Source organism: Rhodococcus sp. PvR099 (genome assembly GCF_017833315.1).
Taxonomy (GTDB): Bacteria; Actinomycetota; Actinomycetes; order Mycobacteriales; family Mycobacteriaceae; genus Rhodococcus_G; species Rhodococcus_G oryzae.
This window is the reverse complement of sequence record NZ_JAFIBV010000001.1, coordinates 3,274,800-3,299,033: the sequence shown is the minus strand read 5'-3', so window position 1 is coordinate 3,299,033 and position 24,234 is coordinate 3,274,800. Positions and strand designations below refer to the sequence as shown.

The following is a 24,234-nucleotide window of genomic DNA, read 5'->3' as shown; positions in this document are numbered from 1 at the left end:
TTGACAAGGTCGCACACGCGTTGGGTGTGCAATCGCTGTGCGATCTTGGGAAAAGGTGTGCGGCCGATGCCGCATCTGCCCCTGTTCGCTGCTGGCGTAGAGCTGACGGGAAACGAAACCCCTGGCTGCTGCGTTAGGACCAGTAAGCAGGCACACTGTCCCGCAGTGAATGGGATGGAGGCGGCGCAGGTCGTACCACTGGCCACTAGAGTAGAGGTGCGGCTCGTGGATTCCGTGTAGGGATCTACCCCAAGAAGAACGTGAGGGAGAGCGATGTTCGAGAGGTTCACCGACCGCGCGCGGCGCGTTGTTGTCCTGGCCCAAGAAGAGGCCCGGATGCTCAACCACAACTACATCGGCACAGAGCACATCCTGCTCGGCCTCATCCACGAGGGTGAGGGCGTGGCGGCGAAGTCGCTGGAGTCGTTGGGTATCTCCCTTGAAGGCGTGCGCAGCCAGGTGGAAGAGATCATCGGCCAGGGTCAGCAGGCCCCGTCCGGTCACATCCCCTTCACCCCGCGCGCCAAGAAGGTGCTGGAGCTGAGCCTGCGCGAGGCGCTGCAGCTCGGCCACAACTACATCGGCACCGAGCACATCCTGCTCGGCCTCATCCGTGAGGGCGAGGGCGTGGCAGCCCAGGTGCTGGTCAAGCTGGGCGCCGACCTGAACAGGGTCCGTCAGCAGGTCATCCAGCTGCTGTCCGGCTACCAGGGCAAGGAACCCTCCGAGGCGGGCGGCACCCGCGGCGAGGCGGGCACCCCGTCGACGTCGCTGGTCCTCGACCAGTTCGGCCGGAACCTGACCCAGGCCGCCCTCGAGGGCAAACTCGACCCGGTCATCGGCCGCTCGAAGGAAATCGAGCGGGTCATGCAGGTGCTCAGCCGCCGGACCAAGAACAACCCGGTCCTCATCGGCGAGCCGGGCGTCGGCAAGACCGCGGTCGTCGAGGGCCTGGCACAGGCAATCGTCAACGGCGAGGTCCCCGAGACGCTCAAGGACAAGCAGCTGTACACCCTCGACCTGGGTTCCCTTGTCGCGGGCAGCCGCTACCGCGGTGACTTCGAGGAGCGCCTGAAGAAGGTGCTCAAGGAGATCAACACCCGCGGCGACATCATCCTGTTCATCGACGAGCTGCACACGCTGGTCGGTGCGGGTGCGGCCGAGGGCGCCATCGACGCGGCCTCGATCCTCAAGCCCAAGCTGGCCCGCGGCGAGCTGCAGACCATCGGTGCGACCACCCTCGACGAGTACCGCAAGTACATCGAGAAGGACGCCGCCCTCGAGCGCCGGTTCCAGCCGGTCCAGGTCGGCGAGCCGACGGTCGAGCACACCATCGAGATCCTCAAGGGTCTGCGGGACCGCTACGAGGCGCATCACCGCGTCTCGATCACCGACGGCGCGCTGGTGGCCGCGGCCACCCTGGCCGACCGGTACATCAACGACCGCTTCCTGCCGGACAAGGCGATCGACCTCATCGACGAGGCGGGCGCCCGAATGCGCATCCGCCGGATGACCGCGCCGCCGGACCTGCGCGAGTTCGACGACAAGATCGCCGACGCGCGCCGGGAGAAGGAGTCCGCGATCGACGCGCAGGACTTCGAGAAGGCCGCGAACCTCCGCGACAAGGAGAAGCAGCTGGTCGCCCAGCGCTCCGAGCGGGAAAAGCAGTGGCGCTCCGGTGACCTGGATGTCATCGCCGAGGTCGACGACGAGCAGATCGCCGAGGTCCTGGGCAACTGGACAGGCATCCCGGTGTTCAAGCTCACCGAGGAGGAGACCACCCGTCTGCTCCGCATGGAGGACGAGCTGCACAAGCGGATCATCGGCCAGGAGGACGCCGTCAAGGCGGTCTCCAAGGCGATCCGCCGCACCCGTGCCGGCCTGAAGGACCCGAAGCGTCCGTCCGGTTCGTTCATCTTCGCCGGCCCGTCCGGTGTCGGTAAGACCGAGCTGTCCAAGGCGCTGGCGAACTTCCTGTTCGGCGACGACGACGCGCTCATCCAGATCGACATGGGCGAGTTCCACGACCGCTTCACCGCCTCGCGGCTGTTCGGTGCCCCTCCCGGGTACGTCGGCTACGAGGAGGGCGGCCAGCTCACGGAGAAGGTCCGGCGCAAGCCGTTCTCGGTGGTGCTGTTCGACGAGATCGAGAAGGCGCACCAGGAGATCTACAACACCCTCCTGCAGGTGCTCGAGGACGGCCGTCTCACCGACGGTCAGGGCCGCACGGTCGACTTCAAGAACACCGTGCTGATCTTCACCTCGAACCTGGGCACCGCGGACATCTCCAAGGCCGTCGGGCTGGGCTTCACCTCCGGCACGGGCAACGAGTCGAACTACGAGCGGATGAAGCTCAAGGTCAACGATGAGCTCAAGAAGCACTTCCGGCCCGAGTTCCTCAACCGCATCGACGACATCATCGTCTTCCACCAGCTGACCAAGGATCAGATCATCCAGATGGTGGACCTGATGATCGGCCGCGTCGAGAAGCAGTTGAAGAACAAGGACATGGACATCGAGCTGACCGAGCAGGCGAAGTCGCTGCTCGCCAAGCGCGGGTTCGATCCCGTCCTGGGTGCGCGGCCGCTGCGTCGCACCATCCAGCGCGAGATCGAGGACCAGCTCTCCGAGAAGATCCTCTTCAACGAGCTCGGTGCCGGCCAGATCGTGCTGGTCGACGTCGAGGGCTGGGACGGCGAGAGCGCCGGCGAGGACGCGAAGTTCACGTTCACCGGTAGTCCGAAGCCGGTCAAGGTGCCCGATTCGCCCGCGGAGGCGCTGGCGGGTGCCGGTGAGGCCCCCGTCGAGGGCGGTTCCGCAGACTAGGTTTCACGTACGACAAACGCCCCGCGAGCGAGAGCTCGCGGGGCGTTGTCGTGTCTCAGGCGGAATTCGCGGTTCAGGAGAGCGGCGTCACCGGGAAAGGGAGATCCGAGGATCCGCCGCCGTCGTCGATCTTCACCTCGACCAGTACCGTCTCGATGCCGCTGTCCGCGACCTTCTCGCCTGCCGCATAGGCGCGGGTGCCGTCGAAGCCGAAGTCGTTGTCGGAGATCAGGATCAGCCGGTTGCCGTGCATCGCGGCGCCCTCGATCTTGCCGGGCACGCCCGCGACGCCCGCGAGGTTCGCGAACAGCGTCTTGTCGGCGCTGGTGATCAGCGCGCGGCCGGGGTCCAGGTCCACGGCGTGGAACCGGGCCTCGGTGTCGGTGCGCTCCTCGACCAGGACCCGGGTCTGCGACAGCGGGATCAGCGCGGAGATCTTCAGGTCGCGGCCCCTGGTGCCCGCGGCGAAGGTGGACGGGTCGTCGAACTGGTAGCCGAACTCGTGCACCGTGGCACGGGTCGCGGTGTCGAAGGTGAGCAGCTCGGTGACGGTGCGGTCCTTGTCGCCGCTGACCACGAGCGAACTCTGCAGCGCGACGGCGACGGTGTGGCCGTCGGGCAGCAGGGCGATGTCCTCGAAGCCGCGGTTGGCCTTCCGGTCGGCCAGGCCCGCGGGGAGGCTGCCGGTCACCGGGTACGCGACCCCGGCCGCGACGTAGTCGTCCTCGAGACCGGCGGGTACGTGCCGGGCGACGACGCGGCCCTTGGCGTCGGCCTCGACGATGGAGGGACCGTACTCGTCGACCAGCCAGAAATGGCCGTCCGGGGTCCGGACCACGCCCTCGGTGTCGAGTCCGTTGGGGTTCAGCGGGAGCGGTGTGGCGGCATCGGCGGCGTACGGCTTCTCGTCGCGCGGGAGATTCGACAGGCCGGTGACGGGCGCGCCTGCGGGGGTGGTCAACGGCAGGGTCTCGAGGACGGAGATGCGGTCGCCCACGACCCGGATCCGGACCAGTGCGGGGGTGAACTCCGGGACGACGAAGGTGCGGCGGTCCGAGCCGTCCACCTTCACCTCGCCGTTGGGCCCGCGATCGGTGACGGTCCAGTACTCGTTTCCGCCCATGGGGAAGATGCCGCTGCCGATGCCGCCGAGATTGACGCCCCGGTCGTCGGCGATCTGCTTCTGGACGTCGGAGAGTGGGGTGGCGGGCAGCGTCGCGGACGACTTCACGATCGGCGCCGCGGGCGGCGCGGCGGAGGCGGGAGCCGCCGCGACGGCGGCGAGCACCGCGGCGGCGGCCGCGGTCAACATGGTTGTGTGAGTGCGCATGAGGGCTGAACCTAGGGCGGCCGGGTGACCACCAGCCGTCGGCCGGGCGAACATCGGGGTGTGGCGGGTCATCTCGGTCGGGTCGTGATCTCGTCCGTCCGTTCGTCCGGTGCCGGACCGGTCAGGAGATGTTCGATGACGGGACCCGCCCACCGCGTGATCTCGGCGTGGCCGGCCTCGGCTATCCCGGGGGTGGCGAGCACGTAGCGGGCGGTGGCCAGACCGATGATGAACGAGCCGACCATGCCGATCCGCCGGGCGGGTTCGTCGGGTGTGACCACCGACAGTGCGGGCGTCACCTGGGTGACGAAGACCGCTCTCATGGTGGCCGCGGCGCTGTCGCTGGTCATCGCCGAGCGGAGCAGGGCGAGGAATGTGCTCTGGCCCTCCCATACGGCGAAGAAGCGGGGGAGCAGGACCTCGGCCAGCCTGTCGGGTCGCACGCCGCGCAGGTCCGGGAAGTCGAGCGTGACGTGGGCGGCGGCCGCGAAAAGGTCCTTCTTGCTGCCGAAGTAGCGAATCACCAGCGCGGGATCGATTCCCACGTCTGCCGCGACGGCCCGCAGGGTGGTGCGGTCGAATCCGTCCGCGGCGAAGCGGGCTCGGGCCGCGGCGAGGATGTCCGCGCGGGTCTGTTCGGCGTTCCTGGCGCGGGTGGGTCCGGTGTTGCCGACGCTCGTGCTGCTCATTCCCCGAACCTATCCCGCACGATCGGATAAGTCACCGAGCGTGGACTTGAAGGATGGAGCGGCGTACCGTTTATGTCAACAGTCGGTGACATAGCGGGGAGCGCGAGTCATGGAACAGGTCGATGTGGTCGTGGTGGGCGGTGGCCCGACGGGCCTGACGATCGCCGGTGATCTGGCCCGCGCCGGACGCGAGGTCGCCGTCCTGGAACGCTGGCCGCAGATCAATCCGTCCAGCCGGGCATTCGCGACGATGGCCCGCACGCTGGAGGTGCTCGACAGCCGCAACCTGGCGGACGGTCTGCTCGAACTGGGCACCACTATTTCCGTGGTACACCTGTTCGCAGACGCGACACTCGACCTGGCACGGCTGCCGTCGCGATACCGGTATGCCCTGATCACCCCGCAGACCAATATGGATCAGACCCTCCTGCGGTACGCCTGCGAGCAGGGCGCCGTCATTCACCGGGGTACCGAAGTCGTTGGCCTGGAACAGGACGCCGACGGTGTCACCGTCACCGCTCGGCCCAAGGGCGGCGGCACCACCCGAGCCTGGCGGGCCCGTTACGTCGTCGGTGCCGACGGCGCCCACAGCACCGTTCGCGAGTTGCTGGGCGCACCGTTCCCCGGCAAGACCGTCCTCGAGTCCGTCGTCCTCGCGGACGTCCGTCTCGAGAACGGCCCAGGGGGGGGCGGGCCCGTACTCGGCAGCACCGCGAACGAGTTCGCGTTCCTCGTGCCGTACGGCGACGACGGCTGGTATCGGTCCGTGACGTGGGACCGCAACCACCAGCTCCCGGACAGCGCCGGGGTGGAGTCAGGGGAGGTCGAGGAGGTGCTCGGCCGGACCCTTGGCCATACGGTCGGCGTCGCCGAGATCAGCTGGCGGTCGCGGTTCCACTGCGACGAGCGGCAGGTCGAGAACTATCGACACGGACGCGTGTTCCTGGCGGGCGACGCTGCCCACGTGCATTCCCCGATGGGCGGCCAGGGCATGAACACCGGCATCCAGGACGGCGCCAACCTGGCCTGGAAACTCGACCTGGCTCTCGGCGGCGCCGATGACGCGATCCTCGACACCTACCAGTCCGAGCGACACCCGATCGGCCGCCGCGTGCTGTTCCAGAGCGGCGCGATGATGCGGGCCGTGACGCTGAGGCCGGCCCTGGCGCGGTGGGCCCGCGACCTCCTCGCGCCGAGGGTCCTCGAGTTCCTGCCGATCTCGAACCTGATCGCCGGCGCTTTCTCCGGCGTCACCCTGCGCTATCAGCACGGTCGCGGGCAGCACTCGCTCGTCGGCACCCGCGCCACCGAGGTCCCGTTGCGGCGGGGTCGGCTGGCCGAAATGCAACGCACCCCTGGGTTCGTGCTCGTCCGTCGTCGCGGTGCGACCCGCTGCGACACCGACGTCCTCCAAGCCGAACGAACCGACGCCGGGCCCGATCTGCTGGTGCGCCCCGACGGATACATCGCGTGGGTCGGGACCACGGCAGGCGACGGTGGCTGGCGCACGGCGCTGCGTGCGTGGACGGGGTCACCCTCGCCCGGACGTCAGTGTTGAGCGCTCCGCGGGATCCCCGTTGACGGTCGCCCCGCGTCGCGCGAGCGCGATCGCGCAGGCGGCGGTGCCGACCAGCACGAACAGGCCGGTGTCCCCGGCCAGGTATTCGTTGACGACTACGGGGTGGTCGGTGGTGATCACGTAGGTGGCGAGAACCGCGAACGAGGCGTTGTGCGCGAAGTGCGCGAGGACGGCCGGCCACACGCTGCCGGAGCGAATGCGCAGGTAGCCGAACAGGAACGAGAACGCGACCACCGCGGCGCCGAACAGGATGAGCACGAGGGCGCGCTGCCCCTCGGCGTGGTAGTACGGCGTCAGCAGGATGTAGGGGAGGTGCCAGCAGATCCACACCACGGCCACCACGAGCATCGCCCGCCGCTCGCCGAGGAACTCAAGGCGCGGCTGCAGGTATCCCCGCCAGCCGATCTCCTCGGCGAACGCGAGGATCGGCCCCGTGATGCAGAGGATGAGCGAGGACTGCAGCCAGTCGCCCGAAGGGGCGGTGAGGCTCCCCGCGCCTGCCAGCGCGACGCCGACGATCGCGAGTGCCGATACGCCCGCGGTGGCCAGCAGCGCGAAGGGCCAGTACCGCAGGCCGAGGCGGGTCATGCCGAGCGGGCGCCACCCGTCGCGCCGGTAGCCCTCCCGCGTGACGACCAGCATCATGACCAGAACCACCAGCAGTGGCGAGAAGGCGAGCAGCAGTCCCTCGGCGATGTTCGCGGTGCCGAGCGCGATCACCAGAACCAGGACGATGTAGACGATCGACGCGGTGCGATCGGGCAGGCGTGGGAACACGCGGGGACCTTCTTTCGGGAGACCGACCGGCTCAGCCTCGCGCGGGCACCCCTCCGGGGGCATCCACCCCGGAACTGATCTTGGTCCCGCCGGTCTCCTACCGTGGGCCCAGTGACGGGGACTTCAGGCCCGGCGCCGCACCGGTACTCGTGATGACGACGACGTGGGCGGCCCGCCGCGTCCGGTCCCGCCCGAACAGCGCCGCCTCCTGCCGGGCCCAGCGGTCCCAGTGCGGCCGGAACATGTCGCCGTCGCGCCGCAGGGCGCGCCGCATCCGCTCGTCCGGGTCGGCGTCGACCCACACCCGCACCGCGTAGTACCCCCGCGCCCGTCCGGTCGTCGCGCCGGCGCCCTCGACGATCAGGTATCGATGGCGGTGGACCGCGCGCCACTCCGCGTATCCGCCGCGATGCCAGTCGTAGCGCCGATAGCGCGGGACCAGGCCGCGCCCGGCGGGGGAGAGTACCCACCGCACCAGCCGGGGAACGGCCGCGGCAAGGCCGTCCCAGCCGGGGTACAGGTCGTCCATCCGGACGACCGGCGCATCGCCGAGTGCCGCGGAGACGTGCTCGGCGAGGGCGGATTTCCCTCCGCCTGAAGGGCCGTCGATGCCGACCAGGACCGGCCCCCGCCTCCGCGGCCTCCTCCTGTGGGCCGCGCGCGCCAGCACCACGATCCGGATGGCACCGCCGGCAGGCGCCGGGGTTGTCGGATCGTCATCGGGGATCATGAACAGCACGCTATGCCGTCGTCGCGGTCAGTCGACTCCGAGCCGGTCGAGGGGGTTGAGGCGGAGGGGGATCCGCATCCCGCTGCGCCACAGCACGGCGACCGTCGATCGGGGCCTGACCCGGCTCTCGTGCCTGGCCAGCTCGCCGAACTCCGCGCCCAGCCCGTCGCGGGGGAGTGCCGCGATGACGGAGCGCAGCACGTCCGGAGGCAGGTCCCGGACCCGATACCCGGCGACGTCGAGGTGGGCGGCGTCGTGCAGCAGGGCGGCCTCGGGGCCGTGCCCGGTGGGCGTGCGCGGGTCCATGTGACGCGCGATCGCGGTGGCCACCGTCTCCGACGTGACGGAGGGGGCGCCGCGGGCGACCACGAACCGCCTGGCCTCGTCGGCCCCCAGCAGCGCGAAGCAGCCGGCGTGCGCGTCGGCGGGCGCACCCAGTGCCGTGTCGTGCAGGACGCACGCGACGAACAGTGCCTCGGGGTCGGGTTCGAGGCCGTCCACCGCGCGAAATCGCATGGCCCACTGCCAGCATCGCAGGCTGTGCGCGAGGACGCCGGGGCTGAGCACCTCGCGGGCGTGTTCGAGGGCCTCCCCTGTCAGGGTGGAATCGGGCGGGTCGATCAGCGCCGGGGTCGCCGGGCCGGACTTCGGCACTCTCGCCAATTGGCTTGGCAGCGCGCGGGTCTGGATGGTGGCCGCCTGCAGCATGATCCGGAGCCGGTCGGCCCGGCCCAGTTCACCTCTGAGCATGTGCCGACTCCTTCAATCTGCGGGCGCCGTCCGACCGGGCCATCTCGATGAGCGAATCCGCGCTGGCGCGGGAGATCGTGTGGCGAAGCTCGAGGCTGAGCACGCCGTTGACGGTCGCCCACGCCAGCAGCACGATCTCCTCGGTGCCGGGGAGGGTCGAACCGATCGCCGCCACCAGGTCGCGGGTGATCCCGATCAGCGTCGCGTCGATGCGCATTCGGGCCTGCGTCACGATCTCGGAATCCCGGTCGTCGACGTCCGTCAGGCCGAGGATCCGGAAGGCCAGCGGTCGGGCGCGATGGAACGCGACGTACGCGTCGAAGGTCGCCAGGAGTCGGTCCTCGGCGGTGTCGCCGGTCATCGCCTCGCGCATGCCCTCCGCATGCTCGCTCGCCGTGCGGCAGGCGAGGGCGGCGTACACGTCGGACTTGCCGCCGGGGAAGTTCGCGTAGATGGAGCTGAGCGCGACGTCCGCCTGGTTCGCCAGGGCGTCGACGCTCGTCGCGCGGTATCCGTCACGGGTGAACAGCAGATCCGCGGCATCGAGGACGGCCGTGTGTGTACGGCGGCGCCTGCGGTCGGCCGGCGGGTCTAGGCTCATGCCAGAAACCGTAGTACAGTTCCGAAAACGTAGTCAAACTCTGATTGAGGGGTGAGGTCATGTCCGAGGCAACAATCCAGGCACCCACCACGGGCTCCGAGGCGATGCGGCTGTTCCTGCCGCATTCGCCCTTCGTGCAGCACCTCGGTATCGTGCTCGTCGACATCGGCGACGAGCACGCACGCCTGCGCATGCCGTTCCGCGAAAACCTGGTCACCGTCGGCGAGATGGTCCACGGCGGCGCGCTCGCGGGGTGCATCGACATCGGGATCATGGCCGCGGCGTGGGCCGGGCCGAGGGTCCCCGAGAAGCTGCGGGGCGTCACCGTCGCCATGTCGATCCAGTTCCTGGAGCCGGCGTTCGCCGAGGACGTCGACATCATCGGAACGCGAGTGCGGCAGGGCCGTCGACTGAGTAGTTGCTCCGTCGACATCGTGACCACGGCCGGGGGCACGCTGGTGGCCAGGGGCATGGGGACGTATCAGGTCGGCTGAACGGCGGCGATTCTCGCCGGTGGCGTCATTCGCGCTCGAACCGTTCCCGCACCGCCTCCATCTTCGACCGCAGCTCTTCCTGGTCGATGATGCCCAGGTCCAGCAGGGCGTGCGCGGTCACCACCGCCGAGCGTGCCCGGACCGGGAAATCGAGGTAGATGGTCTCGCCGAGCTCGTCCTCGGCCTCGCGTCGCTCCAGGTTGTCCAGTGCCCCCCGCCAGGACAGGCATTCGCAGGTGGCCTGCATGCTCGACTCCCACGGCGCCGGCTTCCCGTCCAGCTCGGGCAGGCTCGACTCGCGCCGCGATCCGGGCTCGAGCGTGTCGAACAGCACGCGGTATCCGTCGCTCATCACGCACCGACCTTCGACGGGGGCTCGGAGGCGGTCCAGTCGACCTGGGGTAGCGCGACCCCGATCATGGTGTCGCGCGTGACGATGGCGGCGAGCTGTTCCTCGGTCCACCCCTCGGTGCCCTCGGGTCGCATCGGCATCACCATGAACCGCGACTTCTGGTTCGAGTCGTGCACCCGCACCTCGACCTCGGGTGGCATGTGTAATCCGAACTCCGCGAGCACCTCTCGGGGCCAGCGGACCAGGCGCCTCCGATAGTTCGGGGTCCGGTACCAGTCCGGCGACATGCCGAGCACCGGCCGCGGGTAGCAGGAACACAGGGTGCAGACGATCACGTTGTGCACCGTCGGGGTGTTCTCCAGGACGTAGAAGTACGTGTAGTCGCTCGGGGTCCCGGACCCGGTCGGATCCCGCCAGTCGATGCCGACCTCCTTGCAGGTCTCGGTGCCGTCGGCGAGCAGACGTGCCTTGAACTCGGGGTCCGTCCAGGCCTTGGCCACCAGCCGCGATCCGCCAGCGGGACCGACGGACTCGGCCCACTCCGAGAAGCGCCGGTGGTCCTCCGCCGAGAACAGGCCCTTCTCGATCGCCAGTTCCCGGACGGCGGTCTCCAGGATCTCGAACTCGCTGATCTCTCCTGACTCCTGGATCGGTGCGTGGTGATCGTGCGTCTGGCTCACTTCGGCTCCTCCTCGGCGGGTTCCAGCCACCGCTCCGAGCACTCGGTCTCGAGGGTGTCGGCGTCAAATCCGGTGTACTTCGGCCACAGGTCGCGCTGCAGGAACCGCACGACGTAGAAGGGTTCCTTGCGGCCGTCCTCGCGTCCCCACGCCTCGTCCTCGGGGATCACCCACTCCGGGCGGTGCTCGACCACCACCCCGGTCCGGCCGCGGGTGTACGCCTGGGTTCTGGTGTGGAACATCGACGTCGCGTCCTTGACGGTGACGCGGTCTCCGATCTGGAACTTCGTCATGACGCCGCCTCGGTCCGTGCCCGCACCTCGTCCAGCTTGGCCGACAGTTCGTCTGGGGTGATCAGACCCTTGTTGATCAGGGTCTTCGCGGCGACGGTGGCCCAACGGGCGTAGTAGGGGAGTCCGAAGTAGAGCGTCGCGCCGAGGTCGTTCTCCGCCCGGCGCCGCTCCTCGGAGTTCCACACGCCGCGCCAGCCCAGGCATTCGCAGGTGACGTACGTGCTCATCTCCCAGGGCTCTTCGACCTTCTCCTCGTACTCGATCGGGAGGTCGGGTTGGCCGCCGACGTCGTGGAGGACGTGCCGCAACGCCGCGAACATCTCGTTGGAGAGCTCGTAGGGCGAGTCGAGCGGATTGCGGTAGACCGGTGCGATATCCGCGACCCGAGTCTGCAGTGCGTCGAAACTGTTCGGTGAACTCATCGAGGTCTCCGTCGTTCGTGAGCCTCTGGCCGATCGTGTTCGCTGCTTCGGCTAGTGACAGGGCAAGCCGAGCAGGTGACGGCCGTCGTGCATCAGTTCGTGCATGTACATGCCGGTGCGTGAGATCGCTCCCTGGTCGAATCCGACCAGGTAGAGGGTGAGCAGCGCGAGCAGGATCACGCCGACGACGAGGGTGATCGCGCGCAGCGACTCCGCTGTCCCGCTTGGTGAATGGACTAGGGCCATGGTTCCTCCTGGTGACGGGACGTCCCGTGATCCAGCTGAAGCTCGGCGTGTGCCCGCGGCGCGGGGGAGTGATCCCCATCACGTTCACCGCAATCTGAGGCTACACCGCGGCTCCGCGCCGATCCCGGCTTTTCCGCGGAGTCCCGAAGGGCCACGTGGGCGCGCCGATAGGGCGGCGGGCCCGGGTTTGGTGTGAACTTGGCGGGTGGCGATCACTACCTCAGGAGACCGGCCCTCGCGGGCCCCACTCGTCCTGCTCTCGCTCATCACCGTCGCCGCCGTGGCGAACCTGAACCTCGCGGTCGCGAACGTCGCGCTCCCGGACATCGGAAAGGCGTTCGACGCCAGCCAGACCCAGCTGAACCTGATCGCGGTCGGCTACTCGGTCGGTCTAGCGGCGTCGGTGCTGTACCTGGGCGCCCTCGGCGACCGGTACGGCCGCAAGACGATGCTGGTGCTGGGCATGGTGTTGTCGATACCGGCCAGCCTGGTGGCCGCCTTCGCGCCGAGCGTCGAGGTGCTGTTCCTGGCTCGGCTGTTCGGCGGAATCAGCGCGGGGCTGGCCTTCCCGACCACGCTGGCCCTGATCACGGCGCTGTGGTCCGGCCCCGCGAGGACCAAGGCGATCGCGCTGTGGTCGTCGATCGGCGGCGGCATCTCGGCGCTGGGGCCGCTCGCGTCGGGGGCGTTGCTGCAGTGGTTCGACTGGGGCTCGGTCTTCTTCATCACGCTGCCGCTGGCGTTGATCGCGCTCGTCCTGGCGATCACCTTCGTACCCAGCCACGTCAACGAGTCCACCGATCCCGTCGATCATCTCGGCGGCATGGTGTCCGTCGTCCTCGTCGCCGCGCTGGTCCTCGGCATCAACTTCGCGCCGGTCGACGGGATGGGCGCCACCGCGGTGGGGCTACTCATCATCGCGTTGGCGGCAGGCGTGGTCTTCGTGTTCCGGCAGCTGCGCGCACCCGCGCCCCTGTTCGACCTGCGGATCGCGAGCCGACGGATCTTCTGGGTGGCCGCGGTGGCGGGCATCGTGGTGTTCGGAACCCTGATGGGCACGATGTACATCGGCCAGCAGTTCATGCAGAACGTGCTGGGGTACTCCACGCTCGCCGCGGGATCGGCGGGGCTGCCCGCAGCCGCGGTGATGGTGCTGGTCGCGCCGCAGTCGGCAAAGCTGGTCGAATCCCACGGTGCCCGGTTCACCCTGCTGCTCGGGTACACGGCAATCCTGGCGGGGCTGGTGGTGGCGTTGCTGCTGTGGAAGGAGGACGCACAGTACTGGAAGATCGCGCTCGGCTACATCTTCCTCGGCATCGGGGTTGGGCTCGCGGGTACGCCTGCTTCCCGGTCGCTGACCGGCTCGGTTCCGGTGTCCAGGGCCGGGATGGCCTCAGGCACCGCGGATCTGCAGCGCGACCTCGGCGGCGCCATCGTCCAGTCCGTGCTCGGCGCGCTTCTGACAGCGGGCTACACGGCCTCGTTCACCGCGGCCCTCAACGCGACGCCAGAGGCGAGCCAGGTCAGCTCGGAGGTGGAGTCCACCCTGGAGAAGTCCTTCGCAGGCGCCGCGAACATCGCAGAGCGGTATCCGCAGTACGCCGAGCCGATCATGACCGCGGCACGGTCGGCCTTCCTCGACGGCGACACCAAGGCGTACGCGGCGGCGATCCTCATCGTGCTGGTCGGCGCCGTCCTGGTCTTCTTCGCGTTCCCGAAGCGCGAGGAGGAACGAACCCTCTTGGCGCGCTACCACGAGGTGGACACCGCCGCGGAGCAGCCGAGCGGCGTGTAGCGCCGGGATCGGGTGCCGGATTCGGGTGGTTCGGGGCGCGAACCCGGGGAACACTGGTCCTGACCGCACTCTCGCCTGACGGAAGGAACACTCATGCCGACACGCACCGCCCGCACGGCCTGGAACGGCACCCTGCAGGAAGGGTCCGGTCAGGTCGAACTCAGCAGTTCCGGTGCGGGCACCTTCGAGGTCTCGTTCCCCAAGCGTGCCGCCGACGATGCCGACGGGACCACGAGCCCGGAGGAGTTGATCGCCGCGGCGCACACGTCCTGCTACGCCATGCAGCTCTCCGCGTTGATCGCCGAGGCGGGCGGCACCCCGCAGAGCCTGGAGATCACCGCGGACGTGACGTTGGGACCCGACGACCCCGGATTCAAGCTGACCGGGATCGCGCTCACCGTCCGAGGCGAGGTCGACGGACTCGACGCCGACGGATTCGCCGCGGCGGCGCAGGCCGCCAAGCAGACCTGCCCGGTGAGCAAGGCCCTGACCGGGGTCCCCATCACCCTCGATGCGGCGCTGGTCACCTAGCGGGTAGTGGCAGGGCGCGGGTGCACGAGAGCACCACCCCTCGAGGTGCATCCGGCGCCCGCACACGGCCTCCCCCCCCCACGCGACCGATACGACCGATGCCCTTGGTCGGATGACTCACGACGCCTGACGCATGGTCAGGCCGCCGAGCGCGATGACGTACTCGCGTGCCTGCTCGTCGAAGCGGACGGAGTAGACGGTCGGGTAGTAGCCGGTGCTCTGATACGAGGCCGGCTGCTTCACGTCCTCGCGCAAGGAGGGCCGGGTCTTCAGCCATTCCAGCGTCATCATCGGTTCGATGAAGGTGAACTTCCCGTCCCAGGATCCGGTGAGGAGCACCTCGGTGAAGTCGAAGGACCCGGGGACCGCGTTGTCTGCGTCATCGGTCCAGTGCAGTCCCATGAAGGGCACCGCATTCGCCGCCGCAGGCCCCGGTGGGGGTGCATATCCCTGCGGAATGTATTTCGGATCAGGCAGATTCGCCGCCTGCCGTGCGAAATCCGGTGCAGTGGGATCGATGTCGTGCTGCACGGCCTCCGTGTAGAAATGCATGTCGAAGTGCGGTTTGCCGAAGAGTGCCGCCGGCTCGTGGCCGTGGGGGTTCCAGTCGAGCATGACGTGATCGAAACCCGTGTCGGGTGCGTCCGATGGCAACGCGAGCATCGACATCTGAGTGGTCGCATCGGGACCGTCGGGCAGCCCGTCGAGTGCGGCTTCCGAGATCCGAATGCCGACCTCAGTGGGGCGTCCGGCATCGTCACTGACGACGTAGGTCCTGGAAGTTCCGAGCCCCAGTGGGCTCTCCTCGCCCAACTGGGTGCCCGTGGCGGCACCGGCAGCGCCGGTCGACCCACCATGCGCGTGCGAATGCGACGGTGCGCTGCATCCGGCGAGCAATGCGGTCGCGCACGCCGCGACCGTCATGCGGGCAGCAGTCCGAATTGTGGTCATGGTGAAGCCTCTCGATGCGGTGGTCGGTCGTGCAGTCTCGCGGTTGCGGGTTCACGCCGGAGTGCGCACGACCTGACCGATGCGCAGGACCCCGCGCGGGTCGTGCTCGTTTGCCAGGGCGCTGAGCCAAGCAACGGTGTCCTCGTCGTAGGACCGCGCGATCCGTTCCGGGTCGGCGCTGGCCGCGAAGTTGGGCAGGGTCGCTCCGGTGGTCCACGCCGCCATCGCCTGTTCGACGACGAGAGCGTGTTCGACGACCGACTGTGCGAGTGGCGGAGTCAGCACGCCCGCACCCATCAGTGCGAACGAGGCATCTCGATGGCAGAAGGCGCTGCGGTGCCGTGGTTCGCGGGCCAACGCGCCACCGAGCAGTCGGAGCTCGATCACCGTCTGCGGCGATCCGGAACCCGGTCCTGCCACCGCGAGCAGGGCGTCGACGGCCTCGTGTGACAGCGGCCCGGTGAGGCCACTGAACTCGTGGACCGGCATCGGGTCGACAGGATCGGCGTGTATCGCGGAGAGCGCCGCATAGGGCATCACACCGATGGCATCGATCAGTGGCGTTGCCACCGCGCGCAGTCGCGCGATCAGGTCCTCGGCCTCGTGTTCTTGTGCGACACTCGCGAACCTCACGGCGAGCGTCAGCCGGCCGGCGAGGGGCGGTGGAACCTGCGGCAACGGGGGAAGTTGCAGGAACGCGATCGACGTCGAGCTGTGCTCGGGCAGGTCGCGGCACCAGTCGAGCCACGCATGGGCAACATCCACAGCATCCGAACCGTCGAAATAGAGTGCACCACCGTAGATCTGGGTGATCGGAAGCAGATCGATCTCCACCGCAGTGACAATCCCCAGAGTTGCCTTGCCGCCGCGCAGGCCCCAGAACAGTTCGGCATGCTCGTCGGGGGTGACACGCAGCTTCTCGCCGTCCCCGGTCACGACGTCGAACGCCCGCACCTGGTCGGAGGACAGTCCGTAGGTCCGTACCAGCGGCCCGATTCCGGCTCCGGTGAGAAAGCCTGCGACTCCGACGGTGGCGGAGGAACCCGTCAGCGGTGCCAGGCCGTGTGGTGCCGCCGCGTCGAGGACGTCCTGCCAGATCGTCCCGGCCCCGACTCGCGCGGTGCGGCCGAGGGGATCGACGAAGCACCCGTTCAGTTGCCCGGTGTGTACCAGGAGAACGTCATCGCGAAGTGCGACCGCGCCGTGCCCGGTGCGCTGCACGGCGACCCGGAGACCGTGCTGTGCCGCGAAGCGCATGGTCGCCGCGACATCGTCCGCGTCGGCCACCGCGACGACCGCGCGCGGTGCGACCGGGATCGCCAGGTTCCACGGCGTGGCCAACTCGTAGCCGGGTTCGCCGGGAAGGGAAACCGATCCGTTGAGATGTGCACGCAACGACGCGATGGTGGCATCGGCTGCAGAGGTCTGGAGCTCCATCGAAACTTCCTTTCGTTGTCCGCTTTCGGGACGTGAAGGAAGAATGTCCGGGCCCTCTTGGGTGGTTCTTGCGACGAGCACGACCGCGGATCCAAGATTCCACCAAGTCGGCGGCCCGAGGTCAGACGAGCAGCAACCGTGCCTGCGCCGTCAGCCCGCGCATGCCGCGGCGCTCGGATTTCTCCGCAATGGCGGACAACTCAGCGGCGCGCTCCGGCGAGTCGGGTGCGAGCTGCGCGCGGAGCAGTCTGCATCGCAGCAGCGTCGGCGCACCCGACGTCCGGCCCCCGATCTGCTCGGCCTGCTCCAACAGCGCCGATGCCTGGTCGGTCTGCCCGAGCATCGAGTGCAGACGCGCGACCGCCTCCGCAACCGTCCCGACGACCCCGACCTGCCCGACGGTCGCGATCCGATCCGTGAACGGTGCGAGGAGTCCGAGAAACAGGTCGGCATACTCGGACAGGGACAGGTCGGCGATCACGTGAGCGATCAACGTCTGGTGTCCCAGTGTGGTCCACACGTTCGGTCCCGGATCCGACGTCCAGCGCGCAATGCCGTCGGCCGCGGCCCGCCGGTCCCCCCTCGCCGCCGCGATCGCGATATCCCAGGCCCTCGGCTCGACAAAGCCCGGCGACATGTCGGCCAGCTCGCCCTGCGCCCACTTCAGGCTGTTCACGGCGAGGTCGTCGCTGCCCGCGGTGTACAACTCGGTTTGCAGGTGAATCTGCCGTGCCGTGTCGTATTGCTGCGCGGTCCGCTCGAAGTCGCCGCGCCATTCCGCGAGAGTTCCTTCCATCCACCTCAGTTGGACTCGAACCACGGGTAGGCGCAACAGGTCGCAACCGATGATTCCCTGACGCACGTGCGCGATGGCGGCCTCGGTATCAGCGAGGTTCATCTGCGTCATGCTCGCGACGGCGTGCGCGATCACATCGTCGACCCGCGACTGCTCGTGTGGCAGTTGTAAGAGTTCGGTCAACAATTCGACGGATTCTCGGCTGTGCCGCGCCACCCCCGAGAAGAGGAGTATCCGTCCCAGCAATGCGTCGGCCACCACGTCCGGATCCCCGTGGGTGCGAGCCAGCTCGAGTGCCCGGCGGCTCATCTCGTCGGGCACCTCCCCGTCCGGGTGATAGCAGCTGCCGACGGCGAGCGCCGCGAGGACCTGGGCATGTGCGGCTCGATCGGACGCGACGAACGGTTCCAGTGCTCCGAGGCGTTCGAGCAGGGGCCCCGGATCCCGGCCGTACGACACCCACGGCCACGCCCCTGCAGCACGCAGAAGGGTGGCGGCCAAACGGCCCGCACCCGAGGTGCGGCCCTCACGTACCGCATCGAGCAGACACTCCTCGACGACGTCGAGAACCGTCTGTCCACGGCCTGCGCGCGCCAGTGCCTCCACCCGGGCCACCAGTAGATCGTCACGATCGTCGGGCGAGCGCTCCGATGCCGGCAGCAGGTCGAAGGTTCGTACTGCAACCTCCCACCAGTGCGCCGCGGTCTCCGAGCTCCATCGTTCTGTGGCCTCCCGTGCCGCGACAATGCACGCGTCGAGCACTTTCCGTGGATCCACCAGTGGCAGTGCGGCGCACAGGTGTTGGGCGCGCCGACTGGATCGGTCGGCATCGGAGGATTCCGTCAGGATATCGGCGACACGCGCATGGATGCGCTGTCGACGTAACGGGGGTATGGCCTGCAGAACCTCGTGCCGCAGCAATCCGTGCGCGAAACCGTAGCCCGCGGACCCGGGCGCTGTCACGATGATTCGTTCGTCGGCGGCGTCGTCGAGATAGTCGGCCAGCGTGTCCATGTCGAGGCGGGACGCCGCGGCCAGGACGTCGACCTCGATCGCGTCACCGAGCACGGCGGCCACTCGGAGCACCTGCAACACAGCAGGTTCCACGGCCGCGAGCCGTCGACCCAGCACCGACCGAACGGCTGTCGGGATCCCGTCACCGAGTCGCTCGTCGCGCGGCAGCCGCGCGTACTCCGAGACGAACAGCGGGTTGCCTCCTGTCCGGTCGGTCAGGACGCGCACCTCGGCCGGGCTCAGCTGCTCACCGGCGACATGGCAGGCCAGCTCCTCGACCTCGCTCGGTTCCAGTGCAGGCACCTCGACGTGCCGGTTGCCTTCCCCGCGAAGGACGGCATCGAGGAGTTTGCCGACCGACCCGGCGTCGGAGTCGCGCAGCGTCAGCACGAACCACACCGCGCGGTGGCGGAGTGCCCCGACGAGATACGTCAGGCAACGCAGCGAGGTCGGATCGGCCCACTGGATGTCGTCGATGACGATGGTCAGCGCGGGCTTGCCTGCGGCCGCCGTTTCGATCGCCCCCAGCACCCGTTCGTACACGGCGAACCGCGCCTCGTCCGGATCGACGTCGGTCGGGGGGATCAACACCGAATCCGCCTCGCCGCCGAGTTCCCGCACCATTCGGCGTATCGGCCACCAGGCCGGCGCCCCGTCGTCCTCCGGGCACCGCGCCCAGACCGCCGACCCGCCCACCGCCGTTGCTCGTGCCGCGCACTCCTCGGCCACCCGAGTCTTCCCGATCCCGGCCGGGCCGGTGAGCGTCAACCACCGTGTCGATCCCCCGAGGACATCGTCGAGCATGCGCTCGATCACGTGTGTCTCGCTACCGCGCCCGACGAACACGCGTCTCGGCTCCGCTGCCGCGGCCGCGTCGCCCGATCCGGGTGCGTCATGGTGGGAGGACGGGGACACAGGCAGTGGAACCTGATCTGCCCCAGTCCATCCCGGTGTACGTGGCCACGCTGCCAGGCCCGGGTCATGACGGAGTATCGCGCCCTGGAGTGCGTGCAGTTCGGTCCCCGGCACGAGCCCCAGCTCCGTGTCGAGCCGGATGACGTGCGAGCGGAACTGCTCCAACGCCTCTGACGACCTGCCCGCCCGGTGCAGGGCGAGCATTCGGAGCCAGCACGTGCGGTCCCGGAACGGGAATTCGCTGCACAACTGGGTAGCCTCGACGAGGGCGGGTGGGACCCGCCCCAGCGCGAGCAGCGCCGTGATCCGGGTCTCCCGGCACTCGGTCCGTACCTCGTCGAAACCGGCGGCCTCCACCTGAACCCAGTGCTCGTCACTCAGATCCTCGAGCAGCTGTCCGCGGACCGAGGCGAGTGCTCGATCGGCCGTCTCGAGCGCCCCTTCCCACACCCCGTCCTCCGCGAGTCGCCGCGCGTTCTCGGCATCGTCGAGGAATGTCGCGAGGTCGATCTCGTCGGCAGAGACGTCGAGGACGTAGCCCGGTGGCTGCCGCACGATCGGCGACGTGGCCCCGGTCTCGACGCGAAGCACTCGCCGCAGGTTGGAGATGTAAGCCTGGATGCTCGCCATCGCGCTCGCAGGCGCGTCGTCACCCCAGAGGGCGTCGATCAGGCGGGCGGTGGACACCACCCGGCCGCGACTGAGCAGCAGCACCGCCAGCACCGCGCGCTGCTTGCGCGGTCCCAGGTCGAGAACTCGCCCGCCGGAGTCGGTTCGAGCCACCTCCAGCGGTCCGAGCAGCCGGTAGATCATGCCCGCACCCCCGCGACTGTCGACTCCGGACCGCTCGAGTGTAGGGACCGAGGTGCGTCGATGCGCGATAAAACGGTCATCGAAGCGCGGACACGACCTCACGCTCACCGTCGGAGTCGATACGCGCGGAACGACGCGCGGGCAACGTGACCGCGCAGACCAGCGCGCCCGCCGCCGCAATGAGCGCGGCGACGAACAGGGCCCGGTGCAGTCCCGAGACGAACTCCTCCGGCGATCCCCCGCCCAGCATCGACTGCGCGGGCAGGAACACGCCGAGGCCTGCCACACCCACCGCGATGCCGGTCTGGCGGAACGCGTCGTTGATTCCCGCGGCCAATCCCGCGTGGTCGGCCGTGCTCTCGCCGAGCACCAAACCGCTCATGACCGGATTGAACACCCCTGCGCCAACACACGCGATGACGAATCCGGGCAGGATCGCGTATTTCGAGCTGGACACGTCCACGACGGTCATCATCACCAGGCCTGCGGCCACCAACATCAGCGAGCAGGTCAATGTGATCGACACGGCGATACGTCCGTCGAGTTTCGCGGTGGCGCCCGCGACCACGAACATGGCGACCGTCGCGGGCAGGTACACCAACCCTGCCGCGACGGGCGACAGGTGCAGGATGCTCTGCAGGTAGATCGTGGTGTAGACGAACACAGCGAACAACGACGCCGAGATCGCGAAGGCGGCGATCTACGCGCCCGCAAACGCTCGGTTCGCGAGCAGGTGCGGGGGCAACATCGGCTCGGCGGCGCGCCGTTCGTATCCGGCGAATCCGACGAGCGCGGCGGCGCCGACCACCAGGGCGGTCACCGGCACCGGCTCGCTCCAACCGGCCTCGTTGCCGCGCAGTAGCCCGAGGACGACGGCCCCCAACCCGATGCAGACCAGAATCTGTCCGATGACGTCGGCGCCGCGCGGATTCGGGTCACGCGATTCCGGCACCCACCGGAGCGTGACTGCCAGGGTGAGCAGTCCGATCGGAACGTTGATCAAGAAGATGGCGCGCCAGTCCACCAACTCGGTCAGAAGCCCGCCCACCAGCGGCCCGACCGCGAACGCGCCCCCGATCGTGGCGCCGTACGCGGCCAGCGCAGTCGCGCGTGCAGGCCCCTTCTCGAACACGTCGGCGAGCAGCGCGAGCGAGCAGGCGAACAGCAGGGCGGCTCCGACCCCCTGTGCGGCGCGCGCGAGGTCGAGTACCCAGATGTTCGGCGCCAGCGCGCACAGCAGGGAGGTGAGGGTGAACAGCACGATTCCCACCAGGAACACATGGCGACGTCCGCGACGATCCGCCCAGGACCCCGCGCTGAGTACCACGGTCGCCAACGCCAGCGTGTAAGCGTCGACGACCCACTGCAGTCCGCTGACACCCGTGTCCAGGTCGGTCGCGATCGACGGCAGAGCGGTGTTGACGACCGCGATGTCGAGCATCAACATCGCCGTGGTCACACACACCACGGTCAGGGTTGCGCGCCTCGTGGCCGCGTTCTTCGGAATGGTCTCGACTGGCATGGGCTGTCCTCGGTCTGTCGTGGGAGAGGTGCGACGTGCTCGCACCGTCACCACCGTGCGCCCGCACGCTTGGCTTGCATCAGGCGAAATCCTTGGACGCGCGCCGGATGCGCCGAGCACCCAGTCGAGCCGTCTGACCGGAGGAACAGAAACGGGATGGTGGACGTTTCAACCATCTGTGAGCCTCGAAACGAACAACAAGCCCGAATCCGCCACCGAGCCCGCCGTGGTGATGGAGGTCTGGTCGGATATCGCCTGCCCGTGGTGCTACATCGGTAAGCGCCGCTTCGCGGCCGCACTGGAACAGTTCGAGCACCGTGACCGGGTGCGGGTGGTGTGGCGTTCCTACCAACTCGCCCCCGAGACGCCGGTCGGTGCCAGGGCAAGCGAGCTCGAGGCACTGGCCCGGCACAAGGGCCTGCCCGCCGATCAGATCAGGCAGATGTTCGCCCACGTCGCGTCCACCGCAGCGGCCGACGGCCTCACGATGGACTTCGACACCGTGATCGCCGCGAACACCTTCGACGCCCACCGGCTTGTCCACCTCGCGGGGGACCGGAGCGAGGACGTGATGGAGGCGCTGTTCCGCGCCCACTTCACCGACGGCCGCGTGGTGGACGACCGCGACGAACTCGTCGCGATCGCCGCCGAGATCGGGCTCGATGCGACCGCGATCCGCGCCGCGCTCGAGACCGACGCCGCGGCGGAGCAGGTGCGCGGGGACATCGAGGAGGCGCGCCTGCTCGGCGTTACCGGGGTGCCGTTCTTCGCCGCCAATCGGGCGATCGGTATCTCCGGCGCGCAGCCCGTCGAGGTGTTCGTCCAGCTGCTCGAGCAGGCCTACGCGCAGTCCGGGGCGATCGCCGTGCTCGGCGACGACGCAGGCAGCTGCGCCGACGACTCCTGCGCCGTCTAGGCACGTCTCCCAAATCCCCGTACGGCGCCCCTGGCGCCCGATCGCCGCCCAGCTGCGTTGTCGTCGTCGCCGATACAAACCCGGTATCGGCTCCTCCTCCGCCTTGCCGGACAACGATCGCTTCACCAGGTGCATCCGGAAGGATTTGAGAGACGCGCCCTAGCGCGCGAAGTACCTCCTGGCGCCCGCGCCCAGCAGCAGGCCGAGCCCGGTGACCACCGCGATCAGGTGGACGGTGCGCGCCAGACCGATGAGGGTCGACGCGACCGTGAGGTCCGCGACGTCGAATCCGTTCGCGGACAACAGCCAGGCCGCCGGCTCGATGACCAGCGACCCGATTCCCACCGTCCCGAGGCCGACGAGCAGGGTCAGCCGGGCGGGATTCGAACCGCGCCGCATCGCGACGGCGAGCGCGTACACCGCGCCGTAGATCGCCAGCCGGATCGCGCCCTGGACGGCAATCGCGGACGGACTCGCGCCGCCTTCTTCCAGCGCGCGAGCGGCCTGGAGGATCGCCTCGACGATGCCCGCGAGCAATGCGACGGAGAGCAGGGTGAAGGAGAGCTCGACCTGGTGCGGTGGGCGGGTGCGGATCTCGGTGGTGGTCATGGTTTCCGAGCGTGCCGCTCTGCAGCGGCAGCGGGCATCACCCTGTGGCATGAATCCGGGCTCACCCCACGGTATCGGTCGACCGTGTGGGACAACGGAAGAAGCGGTGGATCCCGGTGCAATCACCGGGATCCACCGCTTCGCTCGCGTGGTGACCGTCAGCGGGCGGTCAGCGCCTCCGACTGGGAGCTCGCCTTCGCTGCGCCCTCGGTGAGGAAGGCGAACCCGAGGCCGAGCGCCAGCCACAACGTGGCCTGGATCGTCAGCGAGGACACCCGGAAGTCCCACAGCAGGCTGGCGGGGAAGTCGGGGCCGACCTCGTTGATATCCGGGAGCACCAGGTAGCCGATTCCGGCCACAGCCAGGAAGGCGAGCAGCGGTGCCGCGATCCGGACGGTCAGGAACTGGTTGGCCGCCACCACCTTTGCCACGTAGGCGGCGATCGACACCGCGGCGAGGCCGAGCGCCACCGCGGCCAGCCACAGCCAGGTCCGGTTGTTGATGGTCTCCGGGTCCCCGACCGCGGGCGGGTTCGCCGGATACTTGAAGAACGGGACCGCCTCGACCGCAAGCCAGCCGAGACCGGCCAGGGTCAGCGCGAGGATCGGTCCGGACAGGCCGCTGACCCGCCGCGCGTAGTACGCGACCACAGCGAACAGGGCGCCGAGCGCGAGACCGGCGAGGCTGGTCGCGAGGAACAGGCCGAATCGCTGCCCGTCCCTGCTGACCAGCGGCTCCTCGGAATCGCCGTGCGAGTGCCCAGCGGGCTCTTCGGTCACGGCCTCGGTCGCTGCTGCGCCGTGCCCGTGCGGCTCGACGGGCGCAGCCGCGGCCTCCTCGATCGCGATGGCCGCGTCGATGTGTGGTTCGCCGATCACGAACGCGACAGCACCGGCGAGCAGTCCGGCGACGAGGCCGGCCAGCAGACCGCGGATGAGGAGGTTCTTGAAGGTTCCGGTCAGTGGCACGGCAGGCCCAGCAGGTGCCGACCGTCATGCATCAGTTCGTGCATGTACATGCCGGTGCGCGAGACCGCACCCTGGTCGAAGCCGACCAGGTAGAGGGTCAGCATCGCGAGCAGGACCACGCCCGCGATGATCATCGCGATGCCGACAGAATCGGTCGCCGTGCTGGGATTGTGTACGAGTGCCATGGTTCCTCCTGGG

General features: G+C 68.9%; 23 protein-coding genes and 1 pseudogene. 6 read left to right on the top strand and 18 right to left on the bottom strand.

What is annotated here, in order from left to right; genetic code table 11:
• The first annotated feature begins 273 nt into the window (after positions 1 to 273).
• Positions 274 to 2,826 carry an ATP-dependent Clp protease ATP-binding subunit gene (locus JOE46_RS15035; RefSeq protein ID WP_097212923.1) on the top strand — a complete coding sequence of 851 codons (2,553 nt, stop codon included), beginning with the start codon at positions 274 to 276 and terminating at the stop codon, positions 2,824 to 2,826.
• 73 nt (positions 2,827 to 2,899) lie between these two features.
• Here the strand turns inward: JOE46_RS15035 and JOE46_RS15030 are convergent, their stop codons facing one another.
• A complete protein-coding gene (locus tag JOE46_RS15030; protein WP_209927731.1) occupies positions 2,900 to 4,156 on the bottom strand; it encodes an esterase-like activity of phytase family protein in 1,257 nt (418 codons plus the stop codon).
• Positions 4,157 to 4,224: 68 nt separating this feature from the next.
• Entirely contained in the window at positions 4,225 to 4,845 is a 621-nt protein-coding gene (locus JOE46_RS15025) for a TetR/AcrR family transcriptional regulator (protein ID WP_209927730.1), read from the bottom strand.
• Positions 4,846 to 4,954: 109 nt separating this feature from the next.
• On the opposite strand from JOE46_RS15025, the gene JOE46_RS15020 reads away from it, so the two are divergent.
• Entirely contained in the window at positions 4,955 to 6,403 is a 1,449-nt protein-coding gene (locus tag JOE46_RS15020) for an FAD-dependent oxidoreductase (protein ID WP_209927729.1), read from the top strand.
• On the opposite strand, the gene JOE46_RS15015 is transcribed toward JOE46_RS15020, so the two are convergent.
• The 4 genes from JOE46_RS15015 to JOE46_RS15000 form a co-directional block, all read right to left on the bottom strand.
• Entirely contained in the window at positions 6,377 to 7,201 is an 825-nt protein-coding gene (locus tag JOE46_RS15015; RefSeq protein WP_209927728.1) for a CPBP family intramembrane glutamic endopeptidase, read from the bottom strand. The two genes, JOE46_RS15020 and JOE46_RS15015, sit on opposite strands and share 27 nt — an antisense overlap.
• Positions 7,202 to 7,298: 97 nt before the next feature.
• On the bottom strand, positions 7,299 to 7,931 hold the full coding sequence (locus tag JOE46_RS15010) for a hypothetical protein (RefSeq protein ID WP_097212987.1): 633 nt from the start codon (positions 7,929 to 7,931) through the stop codon (positions 7,299 to 7,301).
• Positions 7,932 to 7,958: 27 nt separating this feature from the next.
• Positions 7,959 to 8,681, bottom strand: coding sequence for an HD domain-containing protein (locus JOE46_RS15005; RefSeq protein ID WP_209927726.1), 723 nt, complete (start codon positions 8,679 to 8,681; stop codon positions 7,959 to 7,961).
• Positions 8,668 to 9,282, bottom strand: coding sequence for a TetR/AcrR family transcriptional regulator (locus JOE46_RS15000; protein WP_209927723.1), 615 nt, complete (start codon positions 9,280 to 9,282; stop codon positions 8,668 to 8,670). Before JOE46_RS15000 ends, JOE46_RS15005 begins: the two co-directional genes overlap by 14 nt.
• 59 nt (positions 9,283 to 9,341) lie before the next feature.
• Between JOE46_RS15000 and JOE46_RS14995 the strand changes: the two genes are divergently transcribed.
• Complete coding sequence (locus JOE46_RS14995; RefSeq protein WP_209927721.1) at positions 9,342 to 9,776, top strand: PaaI family thioesterase; 435 nt, start codon at positions 9,342 to 9,344, stop codon at positions 9,774 to 9,776.
• Positions 9,777 to 9,801: 25 nt separating this feature from the next.
• On the opposite strand, the gene JOE46_RS14990 is transcribed toward JOE46_RS14995, so the two are convergent.
• From JOE46_RS14990 to JOE46_RS14970, 5 genes are read right to left on the bottom strand one after another with little or no spacing between them, the layout of a single operon-like run.
• Positions 9,802 to 10,131 (bottom strand): ScnB, encoded by a 330-nt coding sequence (locus tag JOE46_RS14990; RefSeq protein WP_097212930.1) that lies wholly within the window; start codon positions 10,129 to 10,131, stop codon positions 9,802 to 9,804.
• Entirely contained in the window at positions 10,128 to 10,808 is a 681-nt protein-coding gene (scnC, locus tag JOE46_RS14985) for a thiocyanate hydrolase subunit gamma (RefSeq protein WP_077042974.1), read from the bottom strand. Before scnC ends, JOE46_RS14990 begins: the two co-directional genes overlap by 4 nt.
• Complete coding sequence (locus tag JOE46_RS27130) at positions 10,805 to 11,101, bottom strand: SH3-like domain-containing protein (protein WP_332112614.1); 297 nt, start codon at positions 11,099 to 11,101, stop codon at positions 10,805 to 10,807. Before JOE46_RS27130 ends, scnC begins: the two co-directional genes overlap by 4 nt.
• Positions 11,098 to 11,523: an SH3-like domain-containing protein gene (locus JOE46_RS27125; protein WP_097212932.1), complete on the bottom strand. Its 426-nt coding sequence runs from the start codon at positions 11,521 to 11,523 to the stop codon at positions 11,098 to 11,100. Before JOE46_RS27125 ends, JOE46_RS27130 begins: the two co-directional genes overlap by 4 nt.
• Positions 11,524 to 11,574: 51 nt before the next feature.
• Entirely contained in the window at positions 11,575 to 11,769 is a 195-nt protein-coding gene (locus JOE46_RS14970; protein ID WP_097212933.1) for a CbtB-domain containing protein, read from the bottom strand.
• Between the two features lie 205 nt (positions 11,770 to 11,974).
• On the opposite strand from JOE46_RS14970, the gene JOE46_RS14965 reads away from it, so the two are divergent.
• Positions 11,975 to 13,564: an MFS transporter gene (locus JOE46_RS14965; RefSeq protein ID WP_097212934.1), complete on the top strand. Its 1,590-nt coding sequence runs from the start codon at positions 11,975 to 11,977 to the stop codon at positions 13,562 to 13,564.
• A gap of 93 nt (positions 13,565 to 13,657) precedes the next feature.
• Positions 13,658 to 14,095, top strand: a complete 438-nt coding sequence (locus tag JOE46_RS14960; protein WP_097212935.1) for an OsmC family peroxiredoxin — start codon at positions 13,658 to 13,660, stop codon at positions 14,093 to 14,095.
• Positions 14,096 to 14,212: 117 nt separating this feature from the next.
• Here the strand turns inward: JOE46_RS14960 and JOE46_RS14955 are convergent, their stop codons facing one another.
• The 4 genes and pseudogenes from JOE46_RS14955 to JOE46_RS27120 all read right to left on the bottom strand — a co-directional run bounded on the left by JOE46_RS14955 (position 14,213) and on the right by JOE46_RS27120 (position 21,543).
• Entirely contained in the window at positions 14,213 to 15,046 is an 834-nt protein-coding gene (locus JOE46_RS14955) for a DUF5602 domain-containing protein (RefSeq protein ID WP_097212936.1), read from the bottom strand.
• A gap of 51 nt (positions 15,047 to 15,097) precedes the next feature.
• Positions 15,098 to 16,483, bottom strand: coding sequence for an FAD-binding oxidoreductase (locus tag JOE46_RS14950; RefSeq protein ID WP_097212937.1), 1,386 nt, complete (start codon positions 16,481 to 16,483; stop codon positions 15,098 to 15,100).
• Positions 16,484 to 16,604: 121 nt separating this feature from the next.
• Positions 16,605 to 20,021 carry a BTAD domain-containing putative transcriptional regulator gene (locus JOE46_RS14945; protein WP_209927717.1) on the bottom strand — a complete coding sequence of 1,139 codons (3,417 nt, stop codon included), beginning with the start codon at positions 20,019 to 20,021 and terminating at the stop codon, positions 16,605 to 16,607.
• Positions 20,022 to 20,097: 76 nt separating this feature from the next.
• Positions 20,098 to 21,543: pseudogene (locus JOE46_RS27120) on the bottom strand (MFS transporter).
• Between the two features lie 232 nt (positions 21,544 to 21,775).
• Between JOE46_RS27120 and JOE46_RS14935 the strand changes: the two are divergent.
• Positions 21,776 to 22,459, top strand: a complete 684-nt coding sequence (locus tag JOE46_RS14935; protein ID WP_209929118.1) for a DsbA family protein — start codon at positions 21,776 to 21,778, stop codon at positions 22,457 to 22,459.
• A gap of 159 nt (positions 22,460 to 22,618) precedes the next feature.
• On the opposite strand, the gene JOE46_RS14930 is transcribed toward JOE46_RS14935, so the two are convergent.
• From JOE46_RS14930 to JOE46_RS14920, 3 genes are all read right to left on the bottom strand, one after another.
• Positions 22,619 to 23,068 carry a hypothetical protein gene (locus JOE46_RS14930; protein ID WP_097212940.1) on the bottom strand — a complete coding sequence of 150 codons (450 nt, stop codon included), beginning with the start codon at positions 23,066 to 23,068 and terminating at the stop codon, positions 22,619 to 22,621.
• A 158-nt stretch (positions 23,069 to 23,226) separates the two neighbouring features.
• Complete coding sequence (locus JOE46_RS14925) at positions 23,227 to 24,036, bottom strand: CbtA family protein (protein WP_209927715.1); 810 nt, start codon at positions 24,034 to 24,036, stop codon at positions 23,227 to 23,229.
• Positions 24,027 to 24,221 carry a CbtB domain-containing protein gene (locus JOE46_RS14920; RefSeq protein WP_027500515.1) on the bottom strand — a complete coding sequence of 65 codons (195 nt, stop codon included), beginning with the start codon at positions 24,219 to 24,221 and terminating at the stop codon, positions 24,027 to 24,029. The genes JOE46_RS14925 and JOE46_RS14920 overlap by 10 nt, the downstream gene beginning before the upstream one ends.
• Between the last annotated feature and the right edge of the window lie 13 nt (positions 24,222 to 24,234).

Coding starts and splice junctions, on each gene's coding strand:
- JOE46_RS15025 (WP_209927730.1), bottom strand. CDS start 4,845: ATGAGCAGCACGAGCGTCGGCAACACCGGACCCACCCGCGCCAGGAAC.
- JOE46_RS14935 (WP_209929118.1), top strand. CDS start 21,776: ATGGAGGTCTGGTCGGATATCGCCTGCCCGTGGTGCTACATCGGTAAG.
- JOE46_RS15020 (WP_209927729.1), top strand. CDS start 4,955: ATGGAACAGGTCGATGTGGTCGTGGTGGGCGGTGGCCCGACGGGCCTG.
- JOE46_RS14995 (WP_209927721.1), top strand. CDS start 9,342: ATGTCCGAGGCAACAATCCAGGCACCCACCACGGGCTCCGAGGCGATG.
- JOE46_RS15005 (WP_209927726.1), bottom strand. CDS start 8,681: ATGCTCAGAGGTGAACTGGGCCGGGCCGACCGGCTCCGGATCATGCTG.
- JOE46_RS14930 (WP_097212940.1), bottom strand. CDS start 23,068: ATGACCACCACCGAGATCCGCACCCGCCCACCGCACCAGGTCGAGCTC.
- JOE46_RS14950 (WP_097212937.1), bottom strand. CDS start 16,483: ATGGAGCTCCAGACCTCTGCAGCCGATGCCACCATCGCGTCGTTGCGT.
- JOE46_RS14945 (WP_209927717.1), bottom strand. CDS start 20,021: ATGATCTACCGGCTGCTCGGACCGCTGGAGGTGGCTCGAACCGACTCC.
- JOE46_RS14970 (WP_097212933.1), bottom strand. CDS start 11,769: ATGGCCCTAGTCCATTCACCAAGCGGGACAGCGGAGTCGCTGCGCGCG.
- JOE46_RS27130 (WP_332112614.1), bottom strand. CDS start 11,101: ATGACGAAGTTCCAGATCGGAGACCGCGTCACCGTCAAGGACGCGACG.
- JOE46_RS27125 (WP_097212932.1), bottom strand. CDS start 11,523: ATGAGTTCACCGAACAGTTTCGACGCACTGCAGACTCGGGTCGCGGAT.
- JOE46_RS15000 (WP_209927723.1), bottom strand. CDS start 9,282: ATGAGCCTAGACCCGCCGGCCGACCGCAGGCGCCGCCGTACACACACG.
- JOE46_RS15030 (WP_209927731.1), bottom strand. CDS start 4,156: ATGCGCACTCACACAACCATGTTGACCGCGGCCGCCGCCGCGGTGCTC.
- JOE46_RS14920 (WP_027500515.1), bottom strand. CDS start 24,221: ATGGCACTCGTACACAATCCCAGCACGGCGACCGATTCTGTCGGCATC.
- JOE46_RS15035 (WP_097212923.1), top strand. CDS start 274: ATGTTCGAGAGGTTCACCGACCGCGCGCGGCGCGTTGTTGTCCTGGCC.
- JOE46_RS14960 (WP_097212935.1), top strand. CDS start 13,658: ATGCCGACACGCACCGCCCGCACGGCCTGGAACGGCACCCTGCAGGAA.
- JOE46_RS14955 (WP_097212936.1), bottom strand. CDS start 15,046: ATGACCACAATTCGGACTGCTGCCCGCATGACGGTCGCGGCGTGCGCG.
- JOE46_RS15010 (WP_097212987.1), bottom strand. CDS start 7,931: ATGATCCCCGATGACGATCCGACAACCCCGGCGCCTGCCGGCGGTGCC.